The organism is Sphingosinicella sp. CPCC 101087 (genome assembly GCF_004151485.1).
Taxonomy (GTDB): domain Bacteria; phylum Pseudomonadota; class Alphaproteobacteria; order Sphingomonadales; family Sphingomonadaceae; genus Allosphingosinicella.
Map to the genome: position 1 here is coordinate 413,072 of NZ_SBFF01000002.1, position 23,701 is coordinate 436,772.

Below are 23,701 nucleotides of genomic sequence, written 5' to 3' on the forward strand. Positions count from 1 at the left end.
GCCATCCGTGCCGGCATCCCGCTGCAATCGCGGACATGCCGACGCGATCCCCGAGAAGGGGCGCTTCACGATATCAAGGAGTCTTGACCTCCCGCGTCCGGGTGGGCGTCGACGGCTCGCATCGCCGACATTCGAGGGGCGCAGCGATGTTGCCGCTATGTCGGTTGCCTCAGGGCCCGCTGGGCAACATTGATCGTCGCCACCCTCGAAAAAAGGTGAACGGCCGGAATCAATCTCCGCTGTTACCTAATCTGTTACCTACAGCGTACAATCGCTTACCGAGAGTTCGCAAAAACTCGGCAGATAAAATAGCGGTTTATGGTGAGCCCAGCAGGATTCGAACCTGCGACCTACTGATTAAAAGTCAGTTGCTCTACCGACTGAGCTATGGGCCCGTTCGCAAGCGCACCTAGGAGCGGCGGAGGGCGCGGTCAACCGGAGCAAGGCGGCCAAGTCTGTACAGGGACTGCCGCACCGTGGCTCCGGTGAGCGGATCGACCCAGTCGGGCGCGATATCGGCGAGCGGATCGAGAACGAAGCGCCGGTTGCGATATTCCGGGTGCGGAACGATAAGGCCGGGGCCGCCGCGCGCGCCTTCCGACCAGAGGATGATGTCGAGGTCGAGCACGCGCGCGCCCCAGCGCCGGCCCGGCCGGCGGCCATATTCGCGCTCGATGGCTTTCAGAGCGTCGAGAAGCTCCTCCGGGTCGAGATCGGTGCGAAGGCGCACTGCGGCGTTGGCGAAGGCACGGCCGGCGGGCCCGAGCGCAGGCGTCGTGCGGATCCTCGAGACGCGCTCGACGGTGCCGAGATCGCCGAGCGTGCCGATCGCGGCCTGGACGACCTTCGCAGGCGCGCCGTGGCGACCGTGGCGGCGGTTCGAGCCCAAGGCGATCAGGTAGCTTGTCTCGACCATGGCGAGGCGCTTAGACCCAACCGCCCGCCAAGGGAATCGCCTCCCGGTGCGGCTGGAACGAGTCCCCCTTATCCGCACCGGGCCCGGCCCCTGCCGGGAACGACCGCTCGACCAGGATGGAAACGACGCTGACCGACATGCTCTTGGAAAGTCCCGTCTCCGAGGCGGAAGCGCCGCGCGATTGCCCGCTCTGCCCGCGACTGGTCGCCCTTCGCGAGGCGTTGCGCGAGGAACATCCGGACTGGTGGAACGCGCCGGTGCCGGCATTCGGCGATCGCGGTGCCTGGCTCGGCATCGTCGGCCTCGCCCCGGGGATGTTCGGCGCCAACCGCACGGGCCGGCCGTTCACCGGGGACTATGCCGGCATCCTCCTCTACGAGACGTTGATCAAATATGGCCTGGCCGAGGGCGTCTATCGGGAGCGGACCGACGACGGCCTGAGGCTGACCGGCTGCGTCATCCTCAATTCGGTCAAATGCCTGCCGCCGGCCAACAAGCCGCTGCCGGCAGAGGTCGCCAATTGCAGCGTCTATTATCGCGGCGCGCTGGCGGTGCTTCCGAACGTGCGGCTGCTCGTCGCTTTGGGCCAGATTGCCCACGTCAATGCGGTGCGCACGGCCGGCGGGCGGCAGGCCGACTACAAGTTCGGCCATCTCGCCGAGCACCGGCTCCCCGGCGGGCTGCTGCTGCTCGATAGCTACCACTGCTCGCGCTACAATCAGAATACGGGCCGGCTGACGCGCGAGATGTTCGAGGCGGTGTTCGAGCGGGCGGTGGAGTTGCGGGCGGGATTCTAGGCCCCGGCCGGTCTGATCCGGCCGTTCGTCATGCCCGGCGGAGGCTGGCATTCAAGGTGAGTCAGCATGGACCCCAGCCTTCGCTGGGGTGACGAGAAGCCCCAGCCTTCGCTGGGGTGACGAGAAGAGGGAGGCCGGTGTGGTCTCGGCTGGGGGGCAGACGTGCTGGAGGATCGGCCGTCCATCTCCGGGCGTCGGTTGACGAAGGCGAGGGCGGCACTTGGCGGTTGAGGCGATCGATCGAGGCGGGGGGCACGATGGTCGGGGTCGCCGTTCGCATCCCAGCGGAGGCTGGCGTTCAAGCTGAGTCAGCATGGACCCCAGCCTTCGCTGGGGTGACGAGAAGAGGGAGGCCGGTGTGGTCTCGGCTGGGGGTCAGATGTCCTGGACGATCCGGCCGTACAGTTCCGGCCGGCGGTCGCGGAAGAAGCCGAAGGCGGCGCGGTGGCGCTTGACGCGGTCGAGGTCGATCGAGGCGGTGAGCACGCCGGTCTCCGTCGCGCCGAACTCGGCGAGCATGTCGCCGCGCTCGTCGCAGATGAAGCTTCGGCCGTAGAAGATCTGGCCGCCTTCATTGCCGATCCGGTTGGCGGCGATCACCGGCACGACGTTGGAGACGGCGTGGCCGATCATCGCCCGCCGCCACAGGCGGCTGGTGTCGAGGTCCGGGTCGTGCGGCTCGGAGCCGATGGCGGTGGGATAGAAGAGGATCTCGGCGCCCATCAGCATCAGCGAGCGCGCCGTCTCCGGATACCATTGGTCCCAGCAGATGCCGACGCCAAGGGTCGCGTCCGGCGTCGGCCAGACCTTGAAGCCGGTATTGCCGGGCCGGAAGTAGAACTTCTCCTCATAGCCGGGCCCGTCGGGAATGTGGCTCTTGCGGTAGACGCCCATGACGTCGCCGCGATCGTCGATCATCGCCAGGCTGTTGTAGAAATGCGGCCCGTCCGCCTCGAAGAAGCTGGTCGGTATGTAGATGGAGAGCTCCGCCGCCAGCTCGCGCATCGCCAGCACCGCCGGATGGCGATCGGTCGGCCTGGCGCCGGCGAACAGGCCCTCATCCTCCGTTCGGCAGAAATAGGGACCCTCGAACAGCTCCGGCGGGAGCACGACCCTGGCGCCCTTGCCGGCGGCCTCGCGCACCAGCTCGGAGACGTTGCGGATATTCTCCTGCGTGTCGTCGCCGAAGGCGAGCTGCAGCGCGGCGACTTTGATCGTGGTCATGCTCTCAATGTCTCCGTCATTTCCGCGACGGCGGGAATTTCGCTTTGGTGATCGGAACTTCGGCTGGCAAGGCCGGTGCAACTCCATGATGGGGTCGCATCGTCCTCAGGACAATGTGGAGGGCTGCTCAGCTTCATTCGCAGGCTGCGGCCTATCTCGGCACCTGCTGGCTGATGCAGTGGAAGCTGCCGCCGCCGGTGAGGACATGGTCGGCGCGCAGGCCGATCGCCTCGCGTCCCGGGAAGAGCGCGCCGATCAGCTCGACCGCCGCATCGTCATTGGCGGCGCCGTAGACCGGCACGACCACGGCGGCATTGCCGACGTAGAAGTTCATGTAGGAAGCCGGAATGATCTCGCCGTCCCGTTCGACCCGTCCGGGGGAGGGGACAGGCGCCACTTCGAGCCCGAACGCCTCGGCCCGATAGCGGGCGTCGGCATAGACCTGCTGGTTGGGATCGGCGCTGCTCTCGGGCACCGGAACCGCCAGCTTCCCCTCGGCGACGAAGCGGGCGAGATTGTCGACGTGGCCGTCGGTATGGTCGTTCAGCAGGCCGTTGCCGAGCCAGAGCAGCCGCTCGATTCCGAGCGCGCGCTCGAGCCTTGCCTCGATCTCGGCCGCGTCGAAGCCGGGATTTCGGTTGGGATTGAGCAGGCACTGCTCGGTCGTGACGGCGAGGCCCGTCCCGTCCACGTCGATCGCGCCGCCCTCCAGCACCCAATCGTAGCGGACCGGCTCGAGGTCGATCGTCTCGGCGAGGCGCAAGCCGACCGTGTCGTCGCCCTCCAGCTCATATTTGCCGCCCCAGCCGTTGAACAGGAAGCTGCGGGCGAGGCGCCGCCCGTCCTGCTTGAGGATGAGCGGCCCGGTATCGCGCAGCCAGATGTCGCCGAACGGCTCCTGGACGATCGCCGCGAAGGGCGCGAGGCGCTTCGCTGCCTCGACCGAATCCGGGTCGGCGGCGACCAGCCGGACCTCCTCGCCCCGGCCGCCGGCATGCACCGCTCGCGCGAACGCCGCCACTTCCTCCCGCGCCGGCTCGAGATCCGTCTCCCAAAGATCGGCATGGCTCGGAAAGCCGATCCACACGCAATCGTGCGGCGCCCATTCGGGCGGCTGGCGCGCGCTCATCTATGGCTCCCTTTCGCCATGAGGTCGTCCCGGCGGCTTCCGGGATTGGTGAACAGGCTGGCAGCCGAACCAACCAGGCGGCTGTTCACCGGTTCCGACTTTCGCCGGAACGGCTCCGCCCGGACCTGTTCGCGGCAGCGTGCACGACCTACATCCCCGCCTGCGAGCGGTCCCTGATCGCCCGGAATTCGTCGCCTTCGTACCAGTTCGGCCATTCGCCGCCTTCCGCGAGATCGCGCCCGAGGCGATAGAAGATCCGCATCTCCTTCATGGCGCCGGACCAGTCCCAGCCGGGATCATATTCGTCGCCGGGCGCGTGGTAGCGGCTGGCGCGATATTCGGCCTGCCAGGCGTCTCCGGCGGCGCGGCCGCCATTGACGAGGTCGGGGCCGAGCTTGGCATAGACCATCGGCACGCCGAGCTTGGCCATGCTGAAATGGTCGGACCGGTAATAATAGCCGGCCTGCGGTGACGGCTCCGGGGTCAGCGCCAGATTCTCGGCCGCCACGGCGCGCTCGAGATAGGCGTCGAGCTCGGACTTGCCGGCACCGACCGCGTAGAAATCGCGAGCGTCGCCGTGCATCGTCAGGCTGTCGATATTGATCCCGCCCACGGTCCGCTCGAGCGGATAGATCGGGTTGGCGGCATAATAAGCGGAGCCGAGCAGACCGGATTCCTCGGCGGTGACGGCGATGAAGACGATCGAGCGGTCCGGCCGGCCGGCGCGGGCATGCGCCTCGGCGAGGGCCACCAAGGCCGCGGTACCGGTGGCATTATCGACCGCGCCGTTGCAGATCCGGTCCTCGCCCTCCTCGCGGCAGATGCCGAGATGGTCCCAATGGGCGGTGTAGAGGACATATTCCTGCGGACGTGCCGTGCCCGGCAGGATCCCGACGACGTTGCGCGACTGGGCGGTTCGGATCGTCTGGTCGACCGTCATCGAAGCGCGAAGGCCGAGCGGAACGGCGCGAAAGCCGCTCTGGCGGGCGGCACGGGCCAGAGCGTCGAGATCCTGGCCGCCGGCGGAGAGCAGTCGCCGCGCCGCCTCGTTGGTGAGCCAGCCGTTGACCGCCGTCTGGTCGGCGCCGCCGTCGGCGGACTGCATGTAGAGCTGCGGGCCGGTCCAGCTGTTCTCGACGACGTTCCAGCCGTAGGCGGCCGGGGCGGTATCGTGGACGATGAAGGCGGCGGCGGCGCCCTGCCGGGCCGCTTCCTCATATTTGTAGGTCCAGCGGCCATAATAGGTCATCGCCCGGCCGTTGAAGGGACCTTCCAGCGTCGGCGAATCCCAGTCCGGATCGTTGACCAGGATGATGACGGTCTTGCCGCGGACGTCCAAGCCCTCATAATCGTTCCAGCCGCGCTCCGGCGCGTTGATCCCGTAGCCGACGAAGACGATCTCGCTGTCCGACAGCTCGACGCGCGGCTGGACGCGATAGGAGGCGCCGACCATGTCGGTCCGGTAGGCGAAGTTCATGTCGCCGCCGGTGCCGGTCACCCGAAGGCTCGGGCTGCCCTGTGCCGTGATCTCGACCAGGGGCACGTCCTGGAACCAGCTGCCATCGTTGCCCGGCTGGAGCCCGGCGCGCTCGAATTCCCGCGCGAGCAGCTCGACGGTCCGCGTCTCGCCTTCGGTGCCAGGGGCGCGGCCCTGAAATTCGTCGGCGGAGAGCTGCTGCGTCACCCGCTGGAGTGTCGGTAGCGAGATCTGCGCACCCGTCCCGCTATCGGGCGTGCCCGCCGTGGTGCAGGCCGCAATCAGCATCGCCGCCGAGGGCAAGAGGAAGGTCCGCATCAAGCGCATCACACATTCTCCTGGGTCCGGAACGGCCGAGCTTTTGGCAGCACGCCTCTGCCGGCGCAACCTTGCGCGCGGCCCTTGGCCTTGGCATCAGAACGGCAGGGGACTTCAGGGGGGGAATATGTTTCAGTGGATTCGCAAGGCGGCGCTGCCGCTGATCGTCGGCGCCTGGGCGGCCGCGGCGTCGGCGCAGGCGAGCGATCCGGCGGCGATGTTCGGCGTGCGGGAGAGTATCGAGAGCATCGCCATGTCTCCCGACGGGCGCCGGCTCGCTTATGTCGCGCCGGCGGCGGGCCCGGCCTCGCGCCTGTACACGGTGGACCTCGATACCGGCGAATCCCGCCAGACGACCGCCGTCGACGGAGTCGGGCAGCGGCTCGGCCGCTGCAGCTGGGCATCGAACACGCGACTGGTCTGCACGGTCTTCGTCCTGAGCGATTCTCCCGGCGTGCTGGTCGGCGTGTCGCGGCTCGTCGCGCTCGACATGGACGGATCGAACGTCCGTCAGCTCGGCCAGACCCAGAGCTTCTACCAGCGCTATGCCAACCTGTGGGGCGGCGAGATCATCGACTGGCTGCCGGGCGAGGACGGCGCGGTCCTGATGGGCCAGATCTTCGTGCCCGAGCAGCGTGCCAATACCAATATCGAGCGCCGGCAAGAGGGATTCGGCGTCGTCCGCGTCGACACGGCGACGCTCGCCACGCGTCGGGTCGAGACGCCGCGGCTGCATGCCGCCGATTATATATCGGACGGCCGGGGCAATGTTCGGATCATGGGCATGCAGCCGCCGCGCGGCGAGACCCGCATGGCCGGCGACGTCGTCAACTATTTCTACCGGCGGGCGGGGTCGAGCGAGTGGCTTCCTCTCGGCAGCTACAATCTCGAGAGCCGCGACGGCCCGAACCCCAAGGCCGTCGATCCCGATCTCGATGCCGCCTACGCCTTCGACAAGCTGGACGGGCGCCTGGCGCTCTACCGTCTCGCGCTCGACGGTTCGGGGCGGCGCGAGCTGGTCCTCTCGCACGACCGGGTGGACGTCGACGGGCTCGTCCGGATCGGCCGGCGCGGCCGTGTCGTGGGCGCGAGCTTCGCCACCGAGCGGCGCCAGCTCGTCTATTTCGATCCGGAGCTGAAGCAGCTCGCCGAGCAATTGTCGCGCGCGCTTCCCGGACTGCCGCTGATCCGGTTCGTGGATTCTTCGGAGGACGAGGGGCGGCTGCTGATCTGGGCCGGCAGCGATCGCGATCCGGGCCGTTACTATACTTACGACCGGGAGTCGCGCAGACTCAACGAGATCATGCTCAGCCGGCCGCAGCTCGAAGGCGTGCCGCTGGCGGAGGTCCGCGCCGTGACCTACCGCGCCCGCGACGGGACCGAGGTCCCCGCCTATCTGACCCTGCCGCCCGGAAGCAGCGGCCGGGGGCTCCCGGCGATCGTCCTGCCGCATGGCGGCCCCGAATCGCGCGACGAATGGGGTTTCGACTGGCTGCCGCAATATTTCGCCCACCGTGGATTTGCCGTCCTGCAGCCCAATTTCCGCGGCTCCTCCGGCTATGGCGACGACTGGTTCCGGGAAAACGGCTTCCAAGCGTGGCGGACGGCGATCGGCGACGTCAATGACGGCGGACGCTGGCTGGCGGCGGAAGGTATCGCCGATCCGGCGAAGCTGGCGATCGTCGGCTGGTCCTATGGCGGCTATGCCGCGCTCCAATCCAACGTGCTCGATTCCGGCCTGTTCAAGGCCGTCGTGGCGATCGCTCCGGTCGCCGACCTCAACCTGCTCAAGGAGGAATGGCGGGGCTGGACCAACTTCGCGGCGATGCGCGACTTCATCGGCAGCGGCGCGCATATACGGGAAGGCTCGCCGGCACAGAATGCCGGGGCGATCGGCGTGCCGGTGCTGATGTTCCACGGCGATCTCGACCGCAACGTCAGCGACCGCCAGTCGCGGCTGATGGACGAACGGCTGCGCGATGCCGGCGGCCGTTCCGAGCTCGTCATCTTCCCGGGACTCGATCATTCGATCCAGGACAGCGAGGCGCGGACGCGGATGCTGAGCCGGAGCGATGCGTTCCTGCGCGAAGCGATGGCGATGGAATGAGAAAGGGCGGCCCAGTCGGGCCGCCCTTCACCAACTCAGCCGTGCCCGTTCAGGCTCAGCGCGAGTAGAATTCGACCACCAGGTTCGGCTCCATCCGCACCGGATAGGGAACCTCGTCGAGGGTCGGGACGCGGTTGAACACCACCTTGGTGGCGCCGTCCTGCACCACATATTCGGGGATATCGCGCTCGGCGAGGCCCTGCGCCTCCATCACCAGCGCCATTTCCTGCGCCTTCGGCCCGAGCTCGATCACGTCGCCGACCTTCACCCGGGCGGAGGCGATGTTGAGCTTGCGGCCGTTGACCCGGATGTGGCCGTGATTCACCAGCTGACGCGCGGCCCAGATGGTCGGCGCGAACTTGGCGCGGTAGACGACCATGTCGAGCCGGCGCTCGAGCAGGCCGATCAGATTCTGCGAGGTGTCGCCCTTCATGCGGCTCGCTTCCTGGAAGGTCCGCTTGAACTGCTTTTCGGTTACGTCGCCATAATAGCCCTTCAGCTTCTGCTTGGCGCGGAGCTGGATTCCGAAGTCGGAAAGCTTGCCCTTGCGGCGCTGGCCATGCTGGCCGGGACCATATTCGCGGCGGTTGACCGGGCTCTTGGGACGTCCGAAGACGTTCTCGCCCATCCGGCGGTCGAGCTTGTACTTGGCGCTTGAGCGCTTCGACATGTCTTACTCCAATTTGCTTCGTGTCGTGGCCACCCCCCCGGTCCGAGAACCGATTCCCGCTTTCCGGGAAGGGCGTATGTCCCTGGAACCGCACCGCCGGACCATGACAGTTCCGGCGCGGCCACCGCTTCACCAGGGGTGCGGGGCCAATTGCGAAGGCGGGCACATGGTCGAAAAGGCGTGCAAAGTCAACCGGCCGCCCTCTCTAGCCGGACCTTCCCTTGGCCCTGCGCCCCTTTCTGGGGTCCACGAGCGCGCGGACGATGCCGCGCATGGCCTGCACTTCGCGCGTCGACCAGCCGGCCTTGGTCAGGATCGTCCGGATCGTGTTCTTCGTCGCGGGCGTGCGGTCCGGCGGATGAAAATAATCGGCCGCCTCGAGCGCCTCGTAGAGCTGGCCGATGAGGCCCTCGAGATGCTCGTGCGGCGCCCGCGGCTCCGCTTCGTCGCCCAAGGTCGGCACCGCCAGGTCGGCGCCCTTGGACCATTCATAGGCGATCAGGATCACGGCCTGGGCGAGGTTCAGCGAACGGAATTCCGGATTGACCGGCACGGTGACGATCTTTCCGGCGAGCGCGACCTCGTCCGTCTCCAGCCCGGAGCGCTCGGCGCCGAAGAGAATGGCCGAAGGACCGTCATTGGCCCGGATCTCGCGCGCCGCCGTCTCGGGCGAGACGACCGGCATCACCAGCCCCCGCTTTCGCACCGTCGTCGCATAAACGTGCGGGCAGTCGGCCACGGCCTGAGCGACGCTGTCGAAGACACGGGCATGCTCGAGCACCCTGTCCGCCCCCGAGGCGGCCGGACCCGCCGACGGATTGGGCCAGCCGTCGCGCGGGCTCACCAGCCGCAGGTCGGTGAGCCCGAAATTGAGCATGGCCCGGGCCGCCTTGCCGATATTCTCCCCGAGCTGCGGGCGGACGAGGACGATGGCGGGCGGGGGAGGGGCGCCGGGTTCACCAGACCGCTCATCCTGAGCAGCGGCCGAGCTTGTCGAAGCCGCGTATCGAAGGACAGGCTTCTTCGAGAGGAGACGGAACGCTTCCAAGTCACCTCTGATCAGCGCTTCCTTCTTGGCCCTGGACCAGCCCTTGATCTGCCGCTCTGCCGTGAATGCCTGGTCGCGATCGGGGAAGCGTTCGGACCAGACAAGGGTGACGGAGCGACGGCTATGCGTGTGGCCCGGAAGCGCCGCAGACTGATGCTGCGCCAACCTGGCATGCAGATCATCGGTGTGGCCGGTGTAGTAGCTGCCGTCGGAGCAACGCAGGATATAGGTATAGAAATCCAACCTCACCGGGTCCTTCGATACGGGGCCTCGCCAGGCTCGGCCCCTACTCAGGATGAGCGGGTACTCGATACGGGGCTTCGCCAGGCTCGGCCCCTACTCAGGATGAGCGGGTCCTTCGATACGGGGCTTCGCCAAGCTCAGCCCCTACTCAGGATGAGCGGGCAGGGGAAGAATCGGTGACGAAGAAAATCCGATTTGCGGATCCCGGCCGTCCGGAGAAATCCCATCTTCGCGTTCTTCGATCCGGGGCTTCGCCAGGCTCAGTCCCTACTCAGGATGAGCGGTCCTTCGATACGGGGTTTCACCCGTCACCAACGGAGCCCGCGAACTGCTCGAAATCCTTGGCTTCGCGGAAGTCCTTGTAGACAGAGGCGAAGCGTATGTAGGCGACCGGGTCGAGCGCCTTCAGTCCTTCCATCACCATTTCGCCGATCCGGGTCGACGGAGTCTCGCTTTCGCCGCTGGTCTCGAGCTGGCGCTGGATCGACGAGGCAAGCCGCTCGATCCGTTCGGCCGGAACCGGGCGCTTGCGGCAGGCGATGGCGATCGAGCGTTCCAGCTTGGCGCGCTCGAAGGGCTCGCGCCGGTTCTCGGACTTGACGACGACGAGCTCGCGAAGCTGCACCCGCTCGAAGGTGGTGAAGCGCGCGCCGCAATCCTCGCACTGGCGCCGCCGCCGGATGGCCGAGCCGTCCTCGGTCGGACGGCTGTCCTTCACCTGGCTGTTCTCATGGGCGCAGAACGGGCAGCGCAAGGGCTAGAAGTCCTGGTAGATCGGAAAGCGCCCGCACAGTTCGCGCACCCGCGTCCGCACCGCGGCTTCGACCGCCGCATTGCCGTCATGGCCGTTCGCCCTCACCCCTTCCAGGACGTCGGCGATCATGTCGGCAATGTCGCGGAATTCGGAGATGCCGAAGCCGCGCGTGGTGCCCGCAGGGGAGCCGATGCGGATCCCGCTGGTCTGAACCGGCGGCAACGGATCGAACGGAACGCCATTCTTGTTGCAGGTGATGGCCGACCGCTCGAGCGCCTCATCGGCGTCGCGGCCGGTGATCCCGATCGGCCGGAGGTCGACGAGCGCCAGGTGGGTGTCGGTGCCGCCGGCGACGAGGTCGGCGCCGCGTTCCTTGAGCCGGCCGGCCATCGCCTTGGCGTTGGCGATCACCGCCCGCGCATAGGATTTGAAGCCGGGCTCGAGCGCTTCGCCGAAGGCGACGGCCTTGGCGGCGATGACGTGCATCAGGGGACCGCCCTGCAGGCCCGGGAAGACCGCGGAATTGACCTTCTTCGCGATGTCCTCGTCGTCGGTCAGGACCATGCCGCCGCGCGGGCCGCGCAGCGTCTTGTGGGTGGTCGTGGTGACCACATGGGCGTGGCCGAATGGAGAGGGGTGCTCGCCCGCGGCGACCAGGCCGGCGAAATGGGCCATGTCGACCTGGAACAAGGCGCCCACCTCGTCCGCAATGGCGCGGAAACGGGCGAAGTCGATGTGGCGCGGATAGGCCGAGCCGCCCGCGATGATCAGCCGGGGCTTGTGCGCCCTGGCGAGTCGTTCGACCTCGTCGAAATCGACCAGATGGTCTTCGCGCCGGACTCCGTACTGGATCGCGTTGAACCATTTGCCGGACAGAGCCGGCTTGGCGCCGTGGGTGAGATGGCCGCCCGCATCGAGCGACATGCCGAGGATGGTGTCGCCCGGCTTGCACAGCGCCAGCAGGACCGCGCCGTTCGCCTGGGCGCCGCTGTGCGGCTGGACGTTCGCGAAGCCGCAGCCGAACAACTTCTTCGCCCGCTCGATCGCCAGCGTCTCGACCGAGTCCGAGGGCCCGCAACCCTGATAGTAACGCCGCCCGGGATAGCCTTCGGCATATTTGTTGGTGAGCACCGAACCCTGCGCCTCGAGCACGGCGCGCGAGACGATATTCTCCGACGCGATCAGCTCGATCTGGTTCTGCTGCCGGTCGAGCTCGGCGGCGATCGCGTCGGCGACCGCCCCGTCGGACCGGCGCAGGGTTTCGGTGAAGAAGCCGTCGGGCTGGACGTCGGAAATCGGTCGGCTGCTCATGCGGGTTCCTTGGCGAAGACGGGGTTGGAGAGCTTGTCGACGCGTCGCTGGTGGCGATCGCCGCCGAAGGGCGTGGAGAGGAAGGCTTCGACGCAGGCCTTGGCCATTTCCGGCCCGATCAGCCGCGCTCCCATCGCGATGACGTTGGCATCGTTATGCTCGCGCGCAAGCCGGGCCGAGAGCGGCTCGGAAACCAGAGCGCAACGGCAGGCCGGGTGGCGGTTGACCGAGATGGAGATGCCGATGCCCGAGCCGCACAAGGCGATGCCGCGGCCGGCGCGGCCCTGCGCGACCGCTTCGGCGATCTTGTAGCCGTAATCGGGATAGTCGACCGAATCGACGCCGCCGGGTCCCAGGTCGACGACTTCATGTCCCGCGGCCTGGAGATAAGCGACGAGCATCGCCTTCATCTCGACCGCGGCGTGATCGGAAGCGATGACGATCCGCTCGCCCATGGGCAGACTCCGCAGGTTTCGGGTGGCCCCCGCTGTAGGCAATGCGGCCCGGATTCGCCACCGCATATTGCGCCCGCGGGTAGGATCGCCTAGTGTGTGACTGTAGTAACACAGTGGGAGGGGTGCGATGCGAGAAGTGTTGATCGGGACGGCGGCCTGCCTCGCCGTGATTGCGGCGCCGGCGGTGGCGAAGGAAGCCGCGCCGGCCGAAGTGATGATCCTCGGCACCTACCATATGGGCAATCCCGGTCGCGACCTCGCCAACATGGAAGCGGACGACGTCACGAGGCCGCGCCGACAGGCCGAGATGGAGGCCCTCGCGGAGGCGCTGGCCGGCTGGCGCCCGACCAAGATCCTGGTGGAGTGGGAGCGTCCGGCGCCGTTCACCGTCGAGCGCTATCGCGCCTTCGGGCCGGAGGACCTGCTGACCGACCGGAACGAAGTCGTGCAGATCGGCTTCCGGCTGGCCCGCCGGCTCGGCCATGGCGAGGTGTACGGCTTCGACGAGCAGGGCGGCGACGGCGAGCCCGATTATTTCCCGTTCGACCGGGTGCAGGGCTGGGCCGCGGCGCATGGGCGAAGCGCCGTCGTCGATGAGACGCTGAGCTTTTTCCGCGCGATGGTGGCGGAGGAGGGGAGGGCGCTGGCCGACCATTCGATCGCGGAGATGTTGCTGATCCACAACGATCCCGCGCGCGACCGGATGGGCCATGCGCGTGGCTATTATGCCTTTCTCCCGCTCGGCGATGCCGAGGACCAGGTTGGCGCCGAGCTCAACAGCTACTGGTACATGCGCAACGCCAAGATGTTCGCGAAGGCGGCGCTGATCGCCGAGCCGGGCGACCGGCTGCTCGTGCTCGTCGGCTCCGGCCACCGATACTGGCTGACCCATTTCGCCGAGACAACGCCCGGCTTCACCTCGGTCGACCCGCGTCCCTGGCTCCAGCGCGCGGTCGCCGAGGAGAGGGAAACCGCGGTGGAATAGCGCCTGGACACCGCCTGCAGCGATGCTCAGCCTGATCTTCCGCGGGGACCCAGCCCGGCGGTGAATTCCGTGCGGATGCCAGCCTTCGCCGGCATGAAGAGGACGCTGTTTCGGCTGGGCGACGCAGCCCTCAGGCCGCGAGCTTCATCTCCAGGCGGTCCCAGATCTCGACCAGAGCGCCGGCGAGCTCGCGCATCATCGCATCGTTATGGGCGGGGCCGGGGGTAAAGCGCAGCCGCTCGGTGCCGCGCGGCACGGTCGGATAGTTTATCGGCTGCACGTACATGCCATATTCGGCGAGAAGGATGTCGCTGATCCTCTTGGCTTTCGCCGGATCGCCCACCAGAAGCGGGACGATATGGGTGGTCGACGGCATGACCGGCAGTTTCGCGTCGGCGAAGATCGCCTTCATGCGTTCGGCAGCCGCCTGCTGGGCTTCGCGCTCGGCGGACGATTTCTTGAGGTGACGCACGCTCGTCAGCGCGCCGGCGACCAGGACCGGCGAGAGCGAGGTCGTGAAGATGAAGCCGGGCGCGTAGCTGCGGACGACATCGACGATATTCTTCTCGGCGGCGATATAGCCCCCCATCACGCCGAACGCCTTGCCGAGCGTGCCTTCGATGATGGTGAGCCGGTGCGCGATCCCGTCGCGCTCCGAGATGCCGCCGCCGCGCGCCCCGTACATGCCGACGGCATGGACCTCGTCGAGATAGGTCAGCGCTTCATATCGGTCGGCGAGGTCGCAGATTTCGGCGATCGGCGCGACGTCGCCGTCCATCGAATAGACGCTTTCGAAGGCGATCAGCTTCGGCGCGTCGGCCGGCGCCTCGGCGAGCAGCTGCTCGAGATGCTCGAGATCGTTGTGGCGGAATACGCGCTTCTCGCAGCCCGAATTGCGGATGCCGGCAATCATCGACGCATGGTTGAGCGCGTCCGAGAAGATGATGCAGCCGGGCAATATGCGAGCGATCGTCGAGAGCGTCGCCTCGTTCGAGATGTAGCCCGAAGTGAACAGCAGCGCCGAGTCCTTGCCGTGCAGGTCCGCGAGCTCGGCTTCCAGATCGATATGATAATGGGTGTTGCCGCTGATGTTGCGGGTTCCGCCCGAGCCGGCGCCGACGTCGTGCAGCGCCTCTTCCATCGCCGCGATCACGTCCGCATGCTGGCCCATGGCGAGATAATCGTTGGAGCACCAGACGGTGATCGGCTTCGGGCCGTTATGGCCGGCGAAGCATCGCGCATTGGGAAAGGAGCCGCGGTTGCGCAATATGTCGATGAAGACTCGATAACGCCCCTCGGCGTGCAGCCGCTCGATCGCTTCCGCAAAGATGCGCTGATAATCCAAGATACCGTCCCCGTCGTTCGGGCGCCCAATATAGGAAATCGACCCCAGAGCGCCAGCGCGAATCGCTCGCAACAATCTGAAGGCGTCCCGAAGCGGCTCCGATCTAGAGGCGCTCGATCCGCGTCAGGCCGAAACTTGCGAGCCCGCGCCGGAATTCCTCGCTTTCGGCGCCGGGCCCGATGAGGACGGCGACGCCCTCGCCCGGCATGTCCGGCCAGACTTCCTGGCGCAGCAGCCAGGCCGTGCGGCGCGCGATGCCGGCATTGCCGTCGACGAAGGTCAGCGGCCGCGGCGCCGCCGCCTCGAGCTCGGCCTGCACGAGAGGGAAATGGGTGCAGGCCAGGACGATCGTGTCGATCCGTTCGCCTCCAGGCTGGGAGAGGAGACCATCCAGGATCCGGCGATAGGCGTCGGGCGCGGTCGGCTCGCCGCGCAGCCTGGCCTCGGCCAGCTCCACCAGCTCGGGCGAGCCGTGCCGGATCACCAGGCAGTCCGACGCGAAATCGGACGCGAGCCGGTCGACATAGGGTTGGATCACCGTCCCCGGCGTTCCCAGGACGCCGACCGCGCGCGACTTCGACACGGCCGCGGCCGGCTTGATCGCCGGCACGGTGCCGACGATCGGAAGGTCGAGCGCGGCACGGACGGCGTCCAGCGCGATCGTCGAGGCGGTGTTGCAGGCAATCACGATCAGCCGCGGATCGTAGCGCTCCGCCAGCCGGCCGAGCAAAGCGGGCACCCGCGCCTCGATTTCCGCCGCCGTCTTGGTCCCGTAGGGAAAGCCGGCGCGGTCCGCCGCATAGACGATCGGAGCCCGGGGAAGCCGTACGCGCACGGCCTGGAGGACGGAAAGTCCGCCGACCCCGGAGTCGAACAGGAGGATGGGACGCGCGGCAGTCATTCACGGCGCCTCTAACCGCGCCGGCTTTGCTCGGCAAACGCAGTTGCGCGGCACCGGCCCATTGCTTACCCACGCATCCAGGCGCCGACATGATCACCTTCGACACCCTCGCCGAGCCCTTGCTTGCCATCCTGCTCGGCTACGGGCTCGGATCGATTCCCTTCGGCCTGCTGCTCACCCGGCTGGCCGGCCTCGGCGACGTCCGCGCCATCGGATCCGGCAATATCGGCGCCACCAACGTGCTGCGGACCGGGCGAAAGGAACTCGCCGCGGCGACCCTGATCCTCGACGCGGCGAAGGGCACGGCCGCAGTGCTGCTCGCGACGGCAATCTGGCCGGAGACGCCGATGCTCGCGCCGCTGGCCGGCCTCGCCGCTTTCCTCGGCCATCTCTATCCGGCCTGGCTGGGGTTTCGCGGCGGCAAGGGCGTCGCCACCCTGTTCGGCGTCGTCGGCGGCTTGATGTGGCCGGCAGCCCTGATCGCCGCCGCCGTCTGGATCCTCGGACTGCGGCTGACCCGCTATTCCTCCGTGGCGGGGATGAGCGCGGCAGTCGCGGCGCCGGTCGCCGCCGCCTTGATCGGCCGCTTCGACCTGGTCCCGCTCTTCACCGGCTTCGCCTTGCTCGTGCTGTGGAAGCATCGCGCCAATATCGCCCGGCTGATCGGCGGGACCGAGCCCAAGGTGGGGGCGGGCCGCGACTGACATGGCGGCAAGCGCCGACCAGATTGCCCGGCTGCGCCTGATCCGCTCGGACCAGATCGGGCCGATAACCTATTACCAGCTGCTCGCCCGGTTCGGCTCCGCGGCGGCCGCGCTCGAGGCGATCCCCGAGCTGGCGGCGCGCGGCGGCGGGCGCCCGCCGCGCCTGGCCGGGACCGACCAGATCGCGCGCGAGATGGAGCGGGTCGAGCGGCTCGGCGCTAGCTATCTCTTCGCCGGCTCGCCTGGCTATCCGCCCCTCCTCGCCGAGATCGAGGCGGCACCGCCGGCGCTGATCGCGAGCGGCGATGTCGATATCGCCCTTCGGACGCCGATCGCGATGGTCGGCGCGAGAAACGCTTCGGCGGCCGCCTGCCGCTTCGCCCGCGTACTGGCGCGCGAGCTCGGGGCGCGCGGCGCGTCGATCGTCTCCGGACTGGCGCGCGGCGTCGACACGGCGGCCCATGACGGATCGATCGATACGGGGACGATCGCGGTCATCGCCGGCGGCATCGACATCGTCTATCCGCCCGAGAACGAGGCGCGGCAGCGCGCCATCGCGGAGCGGGGCCTGCTGCTCGCGGAGCAGCCGCCAGGCACGGAGCCGCGGGCGCGGCACTTTCCCTATCGCAACCGGATCATCGCCGGCCTTTCGCTCGGAACGGTCGTCGTCGAGGCGGCGCCGAAGTCGGGGTCGCTGATCACCGCGCGCCAGGCGGCCGATTTCGGACGGGAGGTCATGGCGGTGCCCGGCTCGCCGCTCGATCCGCGCGCCCAGGGCTGCAACCAGCTGATCCGCGACGGCGCCACCCTGGTCCAGAATGCCGAGGACGTACTCGAGGCGATCCGGCCCCTCCACGTCGCTTTTCGCGAACCGGAGGCCGGCTATGATCCGGGCGCGACCGGCGATGCGGACGATCCGGCGCGCCGGCGCATCGAGGACCTGCTCGGGCCGACTCCGGTCGCCGTCGACGAGATCGTCCGGCAGGCGGGACTGCCGGCCGGCGTCGTCCAGACGGTGCTGCTCGAGCTCGAGCTCGCCGGGCGTCTGGAGCGGCATGCCGGCGCGCGGGTGAGCCTGGCCTGAAGGATCGAAGCTGGGCGACCCGAAGGACCAGGGGCGCCGGTCGGCCAGGCGGGCCGCAGCGTCTCATTCGGATCCTGCGCCGAATCCTCGGCGGCGGCCCTTGACGCGGCGCCGGCCGCCTCACCACTCTCGCGCGTGTACGTGTAGAAAGACCAGACCTTCATGAAGCTCGTCGTCGTCGAATCCCCGGCCAAGGCCAAGACCATCGAAAAATATCTCGGCAGCGGCTATCGTGTGCTCGCCTCCTACGGCCATGTCCGCGACCTTCCCGCCAAGGACGGGTCGGTCGATCCCGACGACGGCTTCGCCATGCAGTGGGAGGCCTATCCCGACAAGGCGCGCCAGCTGAAGGCGATCAGCGACGAGGCGAAGAAGGCCGATTCCCTGATCCTCGCCACCGACCCTGACCGGGAAGGCGAGGCGATCAGCTGGCACGTCCAGGAGGTGCTGCAGAAGCGCAAGACGCTGCCCGCTTCGGTCGAGCGAGTCACGTTCAACGCCATCACCAAGGCGGCCGTGACCGAGGCGATGCTGCACCCGCGCGGCCTCGACGAGGACCTGATCGACGCCTATCGCGCCCGCCGCGCGCTCGACTATCTGGTCGGCTTCACCCTCTCGCCGGTGCTGTGGCGAAAGCTGCCCGGCGCCAAGTCGGCCGGCCGGGTCCAGTCGGTGGCGCTACGGCTGATCGTCGACCGCGAGCGCGAGATCGAGCTGTTCCGCGCCCAGGAATATTGGAGCGTCACGGCGACGATGGAGGCCGACGGAACCGAGTTTCTCGGCCGCCTCGTCCGCTACAATGGCGAGAAGATCGACCGCCTCACGATCGGCGACCAGGGCACCGCCGAGGCCGCCAAGCTGGCGGTCGAGCAGGGGCGCTTCACGGTCGCATCGGTCGAGACCAAGCCGCTCAGCCGCAATCCGCCGCCGCCTTTCACCACCTCGACCCTCCAGCAGGAGGCGGCCCGCAAGCTCGGACTGTCGGCCACCCGGACGATGCGCCTTGCCCAGGACCTCTATGAAGACGGATCGATCACCTACATGCGAACCGACGGGGTCCAGATGGCGCCCGAGGCGATCTCCGCTGCCCGCCGCGCCGTCGCCGACCGCTACGATTCCGGCTACGTTCCGGACAAGCCGCGCCACTACGAGACCAAGGCGAAGAATGCGCAGGAAGCGCACGAGGCGATCCGGCCGACCGATTTTTCCCGCGATCGTGCGGGATCGGGCGACCATGCCCGCCTCTACGAGCTGATCTGGAAGCGGGCGCTGGCCAGCCAGATGGCCTCGGCGCGGCTGGAGCGGACCACCGCCGAGCTGACCGACGGCACCGGCCGGCACGCGCTTCGCGCGACTGGCCAGGTGGTCCTCTTCCCCGGCTTCCTCGCGCTGTACGAGGAGGGGCGCGACGATCCTGATCGCAGCTCCGGCAAAAATGCCTCCGCTGATGAGGCGGACGAGGAATCGCGCCGCCTGCCGCGGCTGCGGGACGGCGACCGGCCGCATATGAAGGCGGTCCATGCCGAGCAACATTTCACCCAGCCGCCGCCGCGTTATTCGGAAGCCAGCATCGTCAAGAAGATGGAGGAGCTCGGCATCGGGCGGCCTTCCACCTACGCCTCGACGATCCAGACGCTTCGCGACCGCGAATATGTGCGCGAGGAGAAGAAGAGGCTGGTGCCGGAGGAAAGCGGGCGGTTGCTGACCGCCTTTCTCGAGCGATTCTTCGAGCGCTACGTCTCCTACGATTTCACCGCCCACCTCGAGGACGAGCTGGACGACATATCCGGCGGCCGCACCGAGTGGCGGCGGGTGCTCGAAGAATTCTGGCGGGACTTCAAGCCGAAGACCGCCGAGATCATGGAGCAGAAGCCCTCCGACATCACGGCGGCGCTCGACGATTTCCTGGCGCCCTGGCTGTTTCCCGACAAAGGCGACGGCAGCGACCCTCGGCTCTGCCCGGCCTGCGGCGAGGGGCGGCTCGGACTGCGCGGCGGGCGCTACGGCGCCTTCGTCGCCTGTTCCAACTATCCCGACTGTAAGTTCACCCGCCGCTTCGGGGCGGATTCCGGCGAGGAGGACCAGGGGCCGCAGGTGCTCGGGGAAGATCCCGAGACCGGCGAGACGGTGAGCCTGCGCTCCGGCCGTTTCGGTCCCTATGTCCAGCTCGGCGAGGGCAAGGACGCGAAGCGAAGCTCGCTTCCCAAGGACGTGCCGTCGGAGGCGCTCGACCTGGACATGGCGCTGAAACTGCTTTCGCTCCCCCGCACGATCGGAAACCATCCCGAAAGCGGCAAGCCGATCACCGCGAGCATCGGCCGATACGGCCCCTATCTCGCCCATGACGGCAAATATGCGAAGCTCGCTTCGACCGCCGAGGTGTTCGAGGTCGGCATGAACGCGGCGGTGGCGAAGCTCGCAGACGCGGCGGCCGGCGGCGGGCGTGCCCGCGGCTCGCGCGAGCCATTGCGGGTGCTCGGGGCCCATCCCACGTCCGGCGCGGAGATCCGCCTGATGGAGGGACGGTTCGGACCCTATGTCACGGACGGGGTGACGAACGCCACGCTGGCGCGCACCGCCTCTCCGGACGCCCTGACCCTGGAGGAAGCGGCGCAGCTGATCGATGCGCGCGCGGCCAAGGGACCGGCGAAGAAAAAGGGACGGCGTGCCCCGGCCAAGGCCGCCGCACGGAAGAAGAAGTCCTAGCAAGAACCGTGAATCCCGAAGGCCGGCGTTGACGCCTCGTTAACGACAACCGCTGCAACGAGGTTTACCTTGTTGGCTTAAAGAGGTGACGTCGTGCGTACCGGCAAGCTCAGTATCGGCCGCGGGCACCAGATCGGTGAGGCGACGGCTCCAATGCCTCGCCTCTCGCTGGTTCCTCGGGAAGAGCCCGCCGCCTGCGCGCCTGTTTCTGTTGTGCAGCTTAAGACGCCGCCGGCCCCCGTGCCGGCGGCGCCTTCCTTCGAGCCGCCGGCGGCCGTACCCGCATCCCCGGAATATCATCTCGTCCATGACCGGCTGACGGCGATCGAACGGCTTGCCCGATTGCGCGACCAGGGAGCGCTGAGCGAGTCGGAATATGAAGCGGAGAAAGCGCTGATCCTGGCGCTGCCCGCGGACGAGCTGTTGCTGCATTCGGCGGTGCCCGAGCCGAAGCCGTCGGCCTTCCAGGGGCCGCACCGGGCGCAGGGCCCCTCGCTGCTGTCCCGCTTGCTCGACTGGCGGCTCATTATCCTTGCGCTCGCCGCCGGCCTGGGCCTCTCGTATGCGATCCAGCCGCGAGAGACCCTGCGCTTCATCGATGAGGCGCTGCGCCTGCTCGGAGCGTGACCCCGAGGCGGCGCGGCCACCGGGTCGCGATATCGCCGCTCCTCGGATTCATCCCTTTCCGCATGTCCGACAGGCCGGATCCTTGACGATCCTGATCGACTTGAGTGTGGGTCCGAGGCCGTCGAAGACGTGTAGCCGGCCGGCCTGATCGCTGCCGAAGCCGGTAATCTGACGGATCGTCTCCATCGCCGCCCAGCTCCCGGCGATGCCGGTCAGCGCGCCGAGCACGCCGAGCGCGGAGCAGGTGTCGCAATCCTCGGCATCGAACGCGTCGCCGACGTAGCAGCGATAGCAGGGCTTGTCCGTTTCCCAGCCGCGGAACGTGCCGATCTGCGCCTGGAACTGGCCGATCGCCGCCGAGACGAGCGGAATCCGGGCCGCCGTGGCCCGGTCCGAAACCAGCAGCCGGGTGGCGAAATTGTCGCTGCCGTCGAGGATCACGTCCGCACCGGCGAGCAGGTCTGCCACATTGTCCGGCCCCAGGCGCGCCCGGATTCCCTCGAAGCGAAGGTCCGGATCGAGCCGGGCCGCCGCCTCGCCGGCGACCTCCACCTTCGGCCGTCCGACGTCGGCCGTGCCGAACAGCACCTGACGCTGGAGATTGTCGAGGCTGACGGTGTCGTCGTCGAACACGCGCAACGCGCCGACCCCGGCCGCAGCGAGATACTGGACGGCCGGCGAACCGATGCCGCCGGCGCCGACGATCGCGACCGTCGATCCGAGCAGCCGGCGCTGGCCCTCGCCGCCTATCTCCTTGAGAACGATATGGCGGGCGTAGCGGTCGAGCTGGGCGTCGGTGAGCGTCAACGCCCGGTCGACCCGAAGCCGCCGCCGCCGCGCGCCGTTTCGTCCAGGTCCTCGACCTCCTCGAACCGGCCCCGGAGAACGGGGGCGGGGACGAGCTGGGCAAGCCGTTCGCCGCGGACGATCTCGAACGGCTCGCTGCCGAGGTTGGCGAGGATGACCTTCACCTCGCCACGATAATCGCTGTCGATCGTGCCGGGCGTGTTGAGCACCGAAAGGCCGTGCTTGAGCGCCAGGCCGGAGCGGGGCCGCACCTGGACCTCATAGCCATGGGGGATGGCGATCGCGAAGCCGGTGGCGACCGCGTGGCGCTCACCGGGCGCGAGTGTCAGGGTTTCGGCCGCCACGACGTCGAGGCCGGCGGCCTGGTCCGAGGCATAAGCGGGGAGGGGCAGGTCGCGGCCGTGCGGCAGCCGCTTCAACTTGATGTCGATCATCTTTTCTCCGGGCAGAGTCGGCGAAGCGCGTGGATCATCGGGTCTTCGGAGCGATCAGCGCGTCGAGCGCGTAGCGCCCGCCGCCGGCAGTCGCGAAGAAGATCCCGAGGAAGACGAGGATCAAGGCGGGCCACCAGCCCGGAAAGTCCTGGGGCCAGTGGACCATCCACACCGCGACGATGAAGACGAAGGTGGTGACGAGGCCGGCCCAGCGCGTGAGCAGGCCGAGGATCAGCGCGATCCCGCACAGGAACTGAGCCCACACGCACAGCGGCGCCATGATCTCCGGAGCCACGAAGCCGAACTGGACGAGGAAATGTTCGAATTCCTCCATCCGCTCGGTGCTGAAGATATTGTCGTGGCTCTGGTAGATGAGGAAGGCGCCGGTAACCCAGCGCAGCAGGAGAAGGCCCAGATCGCCGAATCCGGCCAGCGGGGTCAGGAGCAGCCAGCGCATTCCGTCACGTCCTTTCCGTCAGGCGGCCGGCGATCCGCTCGGCCAGGCGCCGCGCGATCTCCGTCTTGGGCGCCTGTTCCCAGCTTTCGACCGTTTCGGCGGTGATCAGGTGGACCTGGTTGGATTCGCCCCCCATGACATCACCCGATACGTCATTGGCGACGATCCAGTCCGCATTCTTGGCGGAGCGCTTGTTCCGGGCTGTCTCGACCACATTGCCGGTCTCGGCGGCGAAGCCGACCAGCAAGGGCGGACGCTGAGGGGAGGCGGCGAGATTGGCGAGGATGTCGGGATTGGCGGACCATTCGAGCCGGGGCGGGCCCTCCGCTTTCTTGAGCTTGGCCGGGGCCGCCTCGACCTTCCAGTCGGCCACCGCGGCCACCAGTATCGCGGCATCGGCAGGGAGCGCCGCGCGCACCGCAGCGTCCATCTGATCGGCGGTTTCGACGTCCACCCGCGCCACGCCGGCAGGCGTAGGGAGCGCGACGGGTCCGGCGACCAGGGTGACGCGCGCGCCGAGATCGGCCAGCGCGCCGGCGATGGCGAAGCCCTGCTTGCCGGACGAGCGATTGGCGATCATCCGGACCGGATCGATCGGCTCGTGGGTCGGACCGGCGGTGACGAGGACATGCCTTCCTTCGAGCGGCCGCGCGCCGGCGTCGCCGACCGCCCGGCCCACCCAGGCGAGGATCGCCTCCGGCTGGGGAAGCCGGCCCGGGCCATATTCGCCGCAGGCCATCTCCCCTTCGTCAGGCTCGAGAATGTGGATACCGTCCGCGCGCAGCCGAGCGACGTTGCGCCGGGTCGCCGCGTGCAGCCACATCCGCACGTTCATCGCCGGCGCGGCGAATACCGGCTTGTCGGTGGCCAGCAGCAGGGTGGTGGCGAGGTCGTCGGCGATCCCGGCCGCCATCTTCGCGAGCAGGTCGGCCGTGGCCGGACAGACCAGGATGAGGTCGGCCTCGCGGGAAAGCTGGATATGGCCCATCTCGACCTCGTCCTTGAGGTCCCACAGGCTGGTATGGACCGGCTGCTCGGAGAGCGCCGCCAGCGTCATCGGCGTCACGAATTCGGCGCCGCTCCTGGTCAGGACGCAGCGCACGCTTCCGCCGGCCTTCCGGATGAGCCGGACGAGCTCGCAGGCCTTGTAGGCGGCGATGCCGCCGCCGACGATGAGCAGGATTCGCTTTCCCCGCATGCCC

The 23,701-nt window shown here is 68.2% G+C and carries 22 protein-coding genes and 1 tRNA gene; 7 read left to right on the top strand and 16 right to left on the bottom strand.

The window, feature by feature from the left end; translation table 11 throughout:
- Positions 1 to 319 precede the first annotated feature (319 nt).
- Both EKM57_RS05120 and folK read right to left on the bottom strand, forming a co-directional pair.
- A tRNA-Lys gene (locus EKM57_RS05120) sits at positions 320 to 395 on the bottom strand.
- Between the two features lie 14 nt (positions 396 to 409).
- Positions 410 to 916 carry a 2-amino-4-hydroxy-6-hydroxymethyldihydropteridine diphosphokinase gene (gene folK / locus EKM57_RS05125; protein WP_129791389.1) on the bottom strand — a complete coding sequence of 169 codons (507 nt, stop codon included), beginning with the start codon at positions 914 to 916 and terminating at the stop codon, positions 410 to 412.
- Between the two features lie 137 nt (positions 917 to 1,053).
- Between folK and EKM57_RS05130 the strand changes: the two genes are divergently transcribed.
- Positions 1,054 to 1,713 carry a uracil-DNA glycosylase gene (locus tag EKM57_RS05130; protein WP_129791464.1) on the top strand — a complete coding sequence of 220 codons (660 nt, stop codon included), beginning with the start codon at positions 1,054 to 1,056 and terminating at the stop codon, positions 1,711 to 1,713.
- 375 nt (positions 1,714 to 2,088) lie between these two features.
- On the opposite strand, the gene aguB is transcribed toward EKM57_RS05130, so the two are convergent.
- The 3 genes from aguB to EKM57_RS05145 all read right to left on the bottom strand — a co-directional run bounded on the left by aguB (position 2,089) and on the right by EKM57_RS05145 (position 5,861).
- Complete coding sequence (gene aguB, locus EKM57_RS05135) at positions 2,089 to 2,937, bottom strand: N-carbamoylputrescine amidase (RefSeq protein ID WP_129791390.1); 849 nt, start codon at positions 2,935 to 2,937, stop codon at positions 2,089 to 2,091.
- Positions 2,938 to 3,088: 151 nt separating this feature from the next.
- Entirely contained in the window at positions 3,089 to 4,066 is a 978-nt protein-coding gene (locus tag EKM57_RS05140) for an agmatine deiminase family protein (protein WP_129791391.1), read from the bottom strand.
- 148 nt (positions 4,067 to 4,214) lie between these two features.
- A complete protein-coding gene (locus EKM57_RS05145) occupies positions 4,215 to 5,861 on the bottom strand; it encodes a M28 family metallopeptidase (RefSeq protein ID WP_129791465.1) in 1,647 nt (548 codons plus the stop codon).
- A 127-nt stretch (positions 5,862 to 5,988) separates the two neighbouring features.
- Here EKM57_RS05145 and EKM57_RS05150 point away from each other — a divergent pair, with 127 nt between their 5' ends.
- On the top strand, positions 5,989 to 7,968 hold the full coding sequence (locus tag EKM57_RS05150) for an alpha/beta fold hydrolase (protein WP_165357186.1): 1,980 nt from the start codon (positions 5,989 to 5,991) through the stop codon (positions 7,966 to 7,968).
- Positions 7,969 to 8,023: 55 nt separating this feature from the next.
- Here EKM57_RS05150 and rpsD read toward each other — a convergent pair whose 3' ends face one another.
- From rpsD to rpiB, 5 genes are all read right to left on the bottom strand, one after another.
- On the bottom strand, positions 8,024 to 8,638 hold the full coding sequence (rpsD, locus tag EKM57_RS05155; RefSeq protein ID WP_129791392.1) for a 30S ribosomal protein S4: 615 nt from the start codon (positions 8,636 to 8,638) through the stop codon (positions 8,024 to 8,026).
- A gap of 205 nt (positions 8,639 to 8,843) precedes the next feature.
- A complete protein-coding gene (locus tag EKM57_RS05160; RefSeq protein ID WP_371414118.1) occupies positions 8,844 to 9,935 on the bottom strand; it encodes a TrmH family RNA methyltransferase in 1,092 nt (363 codons plus the stop codon).
- A gap of 295 nt (positions 9,936 to 10,230) precedes the next feature.
- A complete protein-coding gene (gene nrdR, locus EKM57_RS05165; protein WP_129791393.1) occupies positions 10,231 to 10,683 on the bottom strand; it encodes a transcriptional regulator NrdR in 453 nt (150 codons plus the stop codon).
- Between the two features lie 3 nt (positions 10,684 to 10,686).
- The gene (gene glyA, locus EKM57_RS05170) at positions 10,687 to 11,994 is read right to left on the bottom strand and encodes a serine hydroxymethyltransferase (protein ID WP_129791394.1); all 1,308 of its coding nucleotides are present in this window, start codon (positions 11,992 to 11,994) and stop codon (positions 10,687 to 10,689) included.
- A complete protein-coding gene (gene rpiB, locus EKM57_RS05175; protein WP_129791395.1) occupies positions 11,991 to 12,449 on the bottom strand; it encodes a ribose 5-phosphate isomerase B in 459 nt (152 codons plus the stop codon). Before rpiB ends, glyA begins: the two co-directional genes overlap by 4 nt.
- 127 nt (positions 12,450 to 12,576) lie before the next feature.
- On the opposite strand from rpiB, the gene EKM57_RS05180 reads away from it, so the two are divergent.
- Positions 12,577 to 13,434, top strand: coding sequence for a DUF5694 domain-containing protein (locus tag EKM57_RS05180; RefSeq protein ID WP_129791396.1), 858 nt, complete (start codon positions 12,577 to 12,579; stop codon positions 13,432 to 13,434).
- Between the two features lie 130 nt (positions 13,435 to 13,564).
- Here EKM57_RS05180 and hemA read toward each other — a convergent pair whose 3' ends face one another.
- Positions 13,565 to 14,779, bottom strand: a complete 1,215-nt coding sequence (hemA, locus tag EKM57_RS05185; protein ID WP_129791397.1) for a 5-aminolevulinate synthase — start codon at positions 14,777 to 14,779, stop codon at positions 13,565 to 13,567.
- 103 nt (positions 14,780 to 14,882) lie between these two features.
- Positions 14,883 to 15,680 (bottom strand): glutamate racemase, encoded by a 798-nt coding sequence (murI, locus tag EKM57_RS05190; RefSeq protein ID WP_129791398.1) that lies wholly within the window; start codon positions 15,678 to 15,680, stop codon positions 14,883 to 14,885.
- An 89-nt stretch (positions 15,681 to 15,769) separates the two neighbouring features.
- Here murI and plsY point away from each other — a divergent pair, with 89 nt between their 5' ends.
- The 4 genes from plsY to EKM57_RS05210 all read left to right on the top strand — a co-directional run bounded on the left by plsY (position 15,770) and on the right by EKM57_RS05210 (position 20,801).
- Positions 15,770 to 16,384, top strand: a complete 615-nt coding sequence (gene plsY / locus EKM57_RS05195; protein WP_129791399.1) for a glycerol-3-phosphate 1-O-acyltransferase PlsY — start codon at positions 15,770 to 15,772, stop codon at positions 16,382 to 16,384.
- A gap of 1 nt (position 16,385) precedes the next feature.
- A complete protein-coding gene (gene dprA / locus EKM57_RS05200) occupies positions 16,386 to 17,468 on the top strand; it encodes a DNA-processing protein DprA (protein WP_129791400.1) in 1,083 nt (360 codons plus the stop codon).
- A 162-nt stretch (positions 17,469 to 17,630) separates the two neighbouring features.
- The gene (gene topA, locus EKM57_RS05205) at positions 17,631 to 20,174 is read left to right on the top strand and encodes a type I DNA topoisomerase (RefSeq protein ID WP_129791401.1); all 2,544 of its coding nucleotides are present in this window, start codon (positions 17,631 to 17,633) and stop codon (positions 20,172 to 20,174) included.
- A gap of 93 nt (positions 20,175 to 20,267) precedes the next feature.
- The gene (locus EKM57_RS05210) at positions 20,268 to 20,801 is read left to right on the top strand and encodes an SHOCT domain-containing protein (protein ID WP_206185297.1); all 534 of its coding nucleotides are present in this window, start codon (positions 20,268 to 20,270) and stop codon (positions 20,799 to 20,801) included.
- Between the two features lie 48 nt (positions 20,802 to 20,849).
- Here EKM57_RS05210 and EKM57_RS05215 read toward each other — a convergent pair whose 3' ends face one another.
- From EKM57_RS05215 to coaBC, 4 genes are read right to left on the bottom strand one after another with little or no spacing between them, the layout of a single operon-like run.
- Entirely contained in the window at positions 20,850 to 21,608 is a 759-nt protein-coding gene (locus EKM57_RS05215; protein WP_129791402.1) for a HesA/MoeB/ThiF family protein, read from the bottom strand.
- Positions 21,605 to 22,042, bottom strand: a complete 438-nt coding sequence (gene dut, locus EKM57_RS05220; protein WP_129791403.1) for a dUTP diphosphatase — start codon at positions 22,040 to 22,042, stop codon at positions 21,605 to 21,607. Before dut ends, EKM57_RS05215 begins: the two co-directional genes overlap by 4 nt.
- 34 nt (positions 22,043 to 22,076) lie before the next feature.
- On the bottom strand, positions 22,077 to 22,499 hold the full coding sequence (locus tag EKM57_RS05225; RefSeq protein WP_129791404.1) for a DoxX family protein: 423 nt from the start codon (positions 22,497 to 22,499) through the stop codon (positions 22,077 to 22,079).
- A 4-nt stretch (positions 22,500 to 22,503) separates the two neighbouring features.
- Complete coding sequence (coaBC, locus tag EKM57_RS05230) at positions 22,504 to 23,697, bottom strand: bifunctional phosphopantothenoylcysteine decarboxylase/phosphopantothenate--cysteine ligase CoaBC (protein ID WP_129791405.1); 1,194 nt, start codon at positions 23,695 to 23,697, stop codon at positions 22,504 to 22,506.
- Between the last annotated feature and the right edge of the window lie 4 nt (positions 23,698 to 23,701).

Bases quoted from the DNA above. Each gene is read 5' to 3' on its own strand.
- dut (WP_129791403.1), bottom strand. From the start codon at position 22,042: ATGATCGACATCAAGTTGAAGCGGCTGCCGCACGGCCGCGACCTGCCC.
- EKM57_RS05180 (WP_129791396.1), top strand. From the start codon at position 12,577: ATGCGAGAAGTGTTGATCGGGACGGCGGCCTGCCTCGCCGTGATTGCG.
- rpsD (WP_129791392.1), bottom strand. From the start codon at position 8,638: ATGTCGAAGCGCTCAAGCGCCAAGTACAAGCTCGACCGCCGGATGGGC.
- EKM57_RS05150 (WP_165357186.1), top strand. From the start codon at position 5,989: ATGTTTCAGTGGATTCGCAAGGCGGCGCTGCCGCTGATCGTCGGCGCC.
- EKM57_RS05225 (WP_129791404.1), bottom strand. From the start codon at position 22,499: ATGCGCTGGCTGCTCCTGACCCCGCTGGCCGGATTCGGCGATCTGGGC.
- murI (WP_129791398.1), bottom strand. From the start codon at position 15,680: ATGACTGCCGCGCGTCCCATCCTCCTGTTCGACTCCGGGGTCGGCGGA.
- plsY (WP_129791399.1), top strand. From the start codon at position 15,770: ATGATCACCTTCGACACCCTCGCCGAGCCCTTGCTTGCCATCCTGCTC.
- coaBC (WP_129791405.1), bottom strand. From the start codon at position 23,697: ATGCGGGGAAAGCGAATCCTGCTCATCGTCGGCGGCGGCATCGCCGCC.
- topA (WP_129791401.1), top strand. From the start codon at position 17,631: ATGAAGCTCGTCGTCGTCGAATCCCCGGCCAAGGCCAAGACCATCGAA.
- folK (WP_129791389.1), bottom strand. From the start codon at position 916: ATGGTCGAGACAAGCTACCTGATCGCCTTGGGCTCGAACCGCCGCCAC.
- dprA (WP_129791400.1), top strand. From the start codon at position 16,386: ATGGCGGCAAGCGCCGACCAGATTGCCCGGCTGCGCCTGATCCGCTCG.
- rpiB (WP_129791395.1), bottom strand. From the start codon at position 12,449: ATGGGCGAGCGGATCGTCATCGCTTCCGATCACGCCGCGGTCGAGATG.
- EKM57_RS05145 (WP_129791465.1), bottom strand. From the start codon at position 5,861: ATGCGGACCTTCCTCTTGCCCTCGGCGGCGATGCTGATTGCGGCCTGC.
- EKM57_RS05130 (WP_129791464.1), top strand. From the start codon at position 1,054: ATGCTCTTGGAAAGTCCCGTCTCCGAGGCGGAAGCGCCGCGCGATTGC.
- glyA (WP_129791394.1), bottom strand. From the start codon at position 11,994: ATGAGCAGCCGACCGATTTCCGACGTCCAGCCCGACGGCTTCTTCACC.
- aguB (WP_129791390.1), bottom strand. From the start codon at position 2,937: ATGACCACGATCAAAGTCGCCGCGCTGCAGCTCGCCTTCGGCGACGAC.
- EKM57_RS05140 (WP_129791391.1), bottom strand. From the start codon at position 4,066: ATGAGCGCGCGCCAGCCGCCCGAATGGGCGCCGCACGATTGCGTGTGG.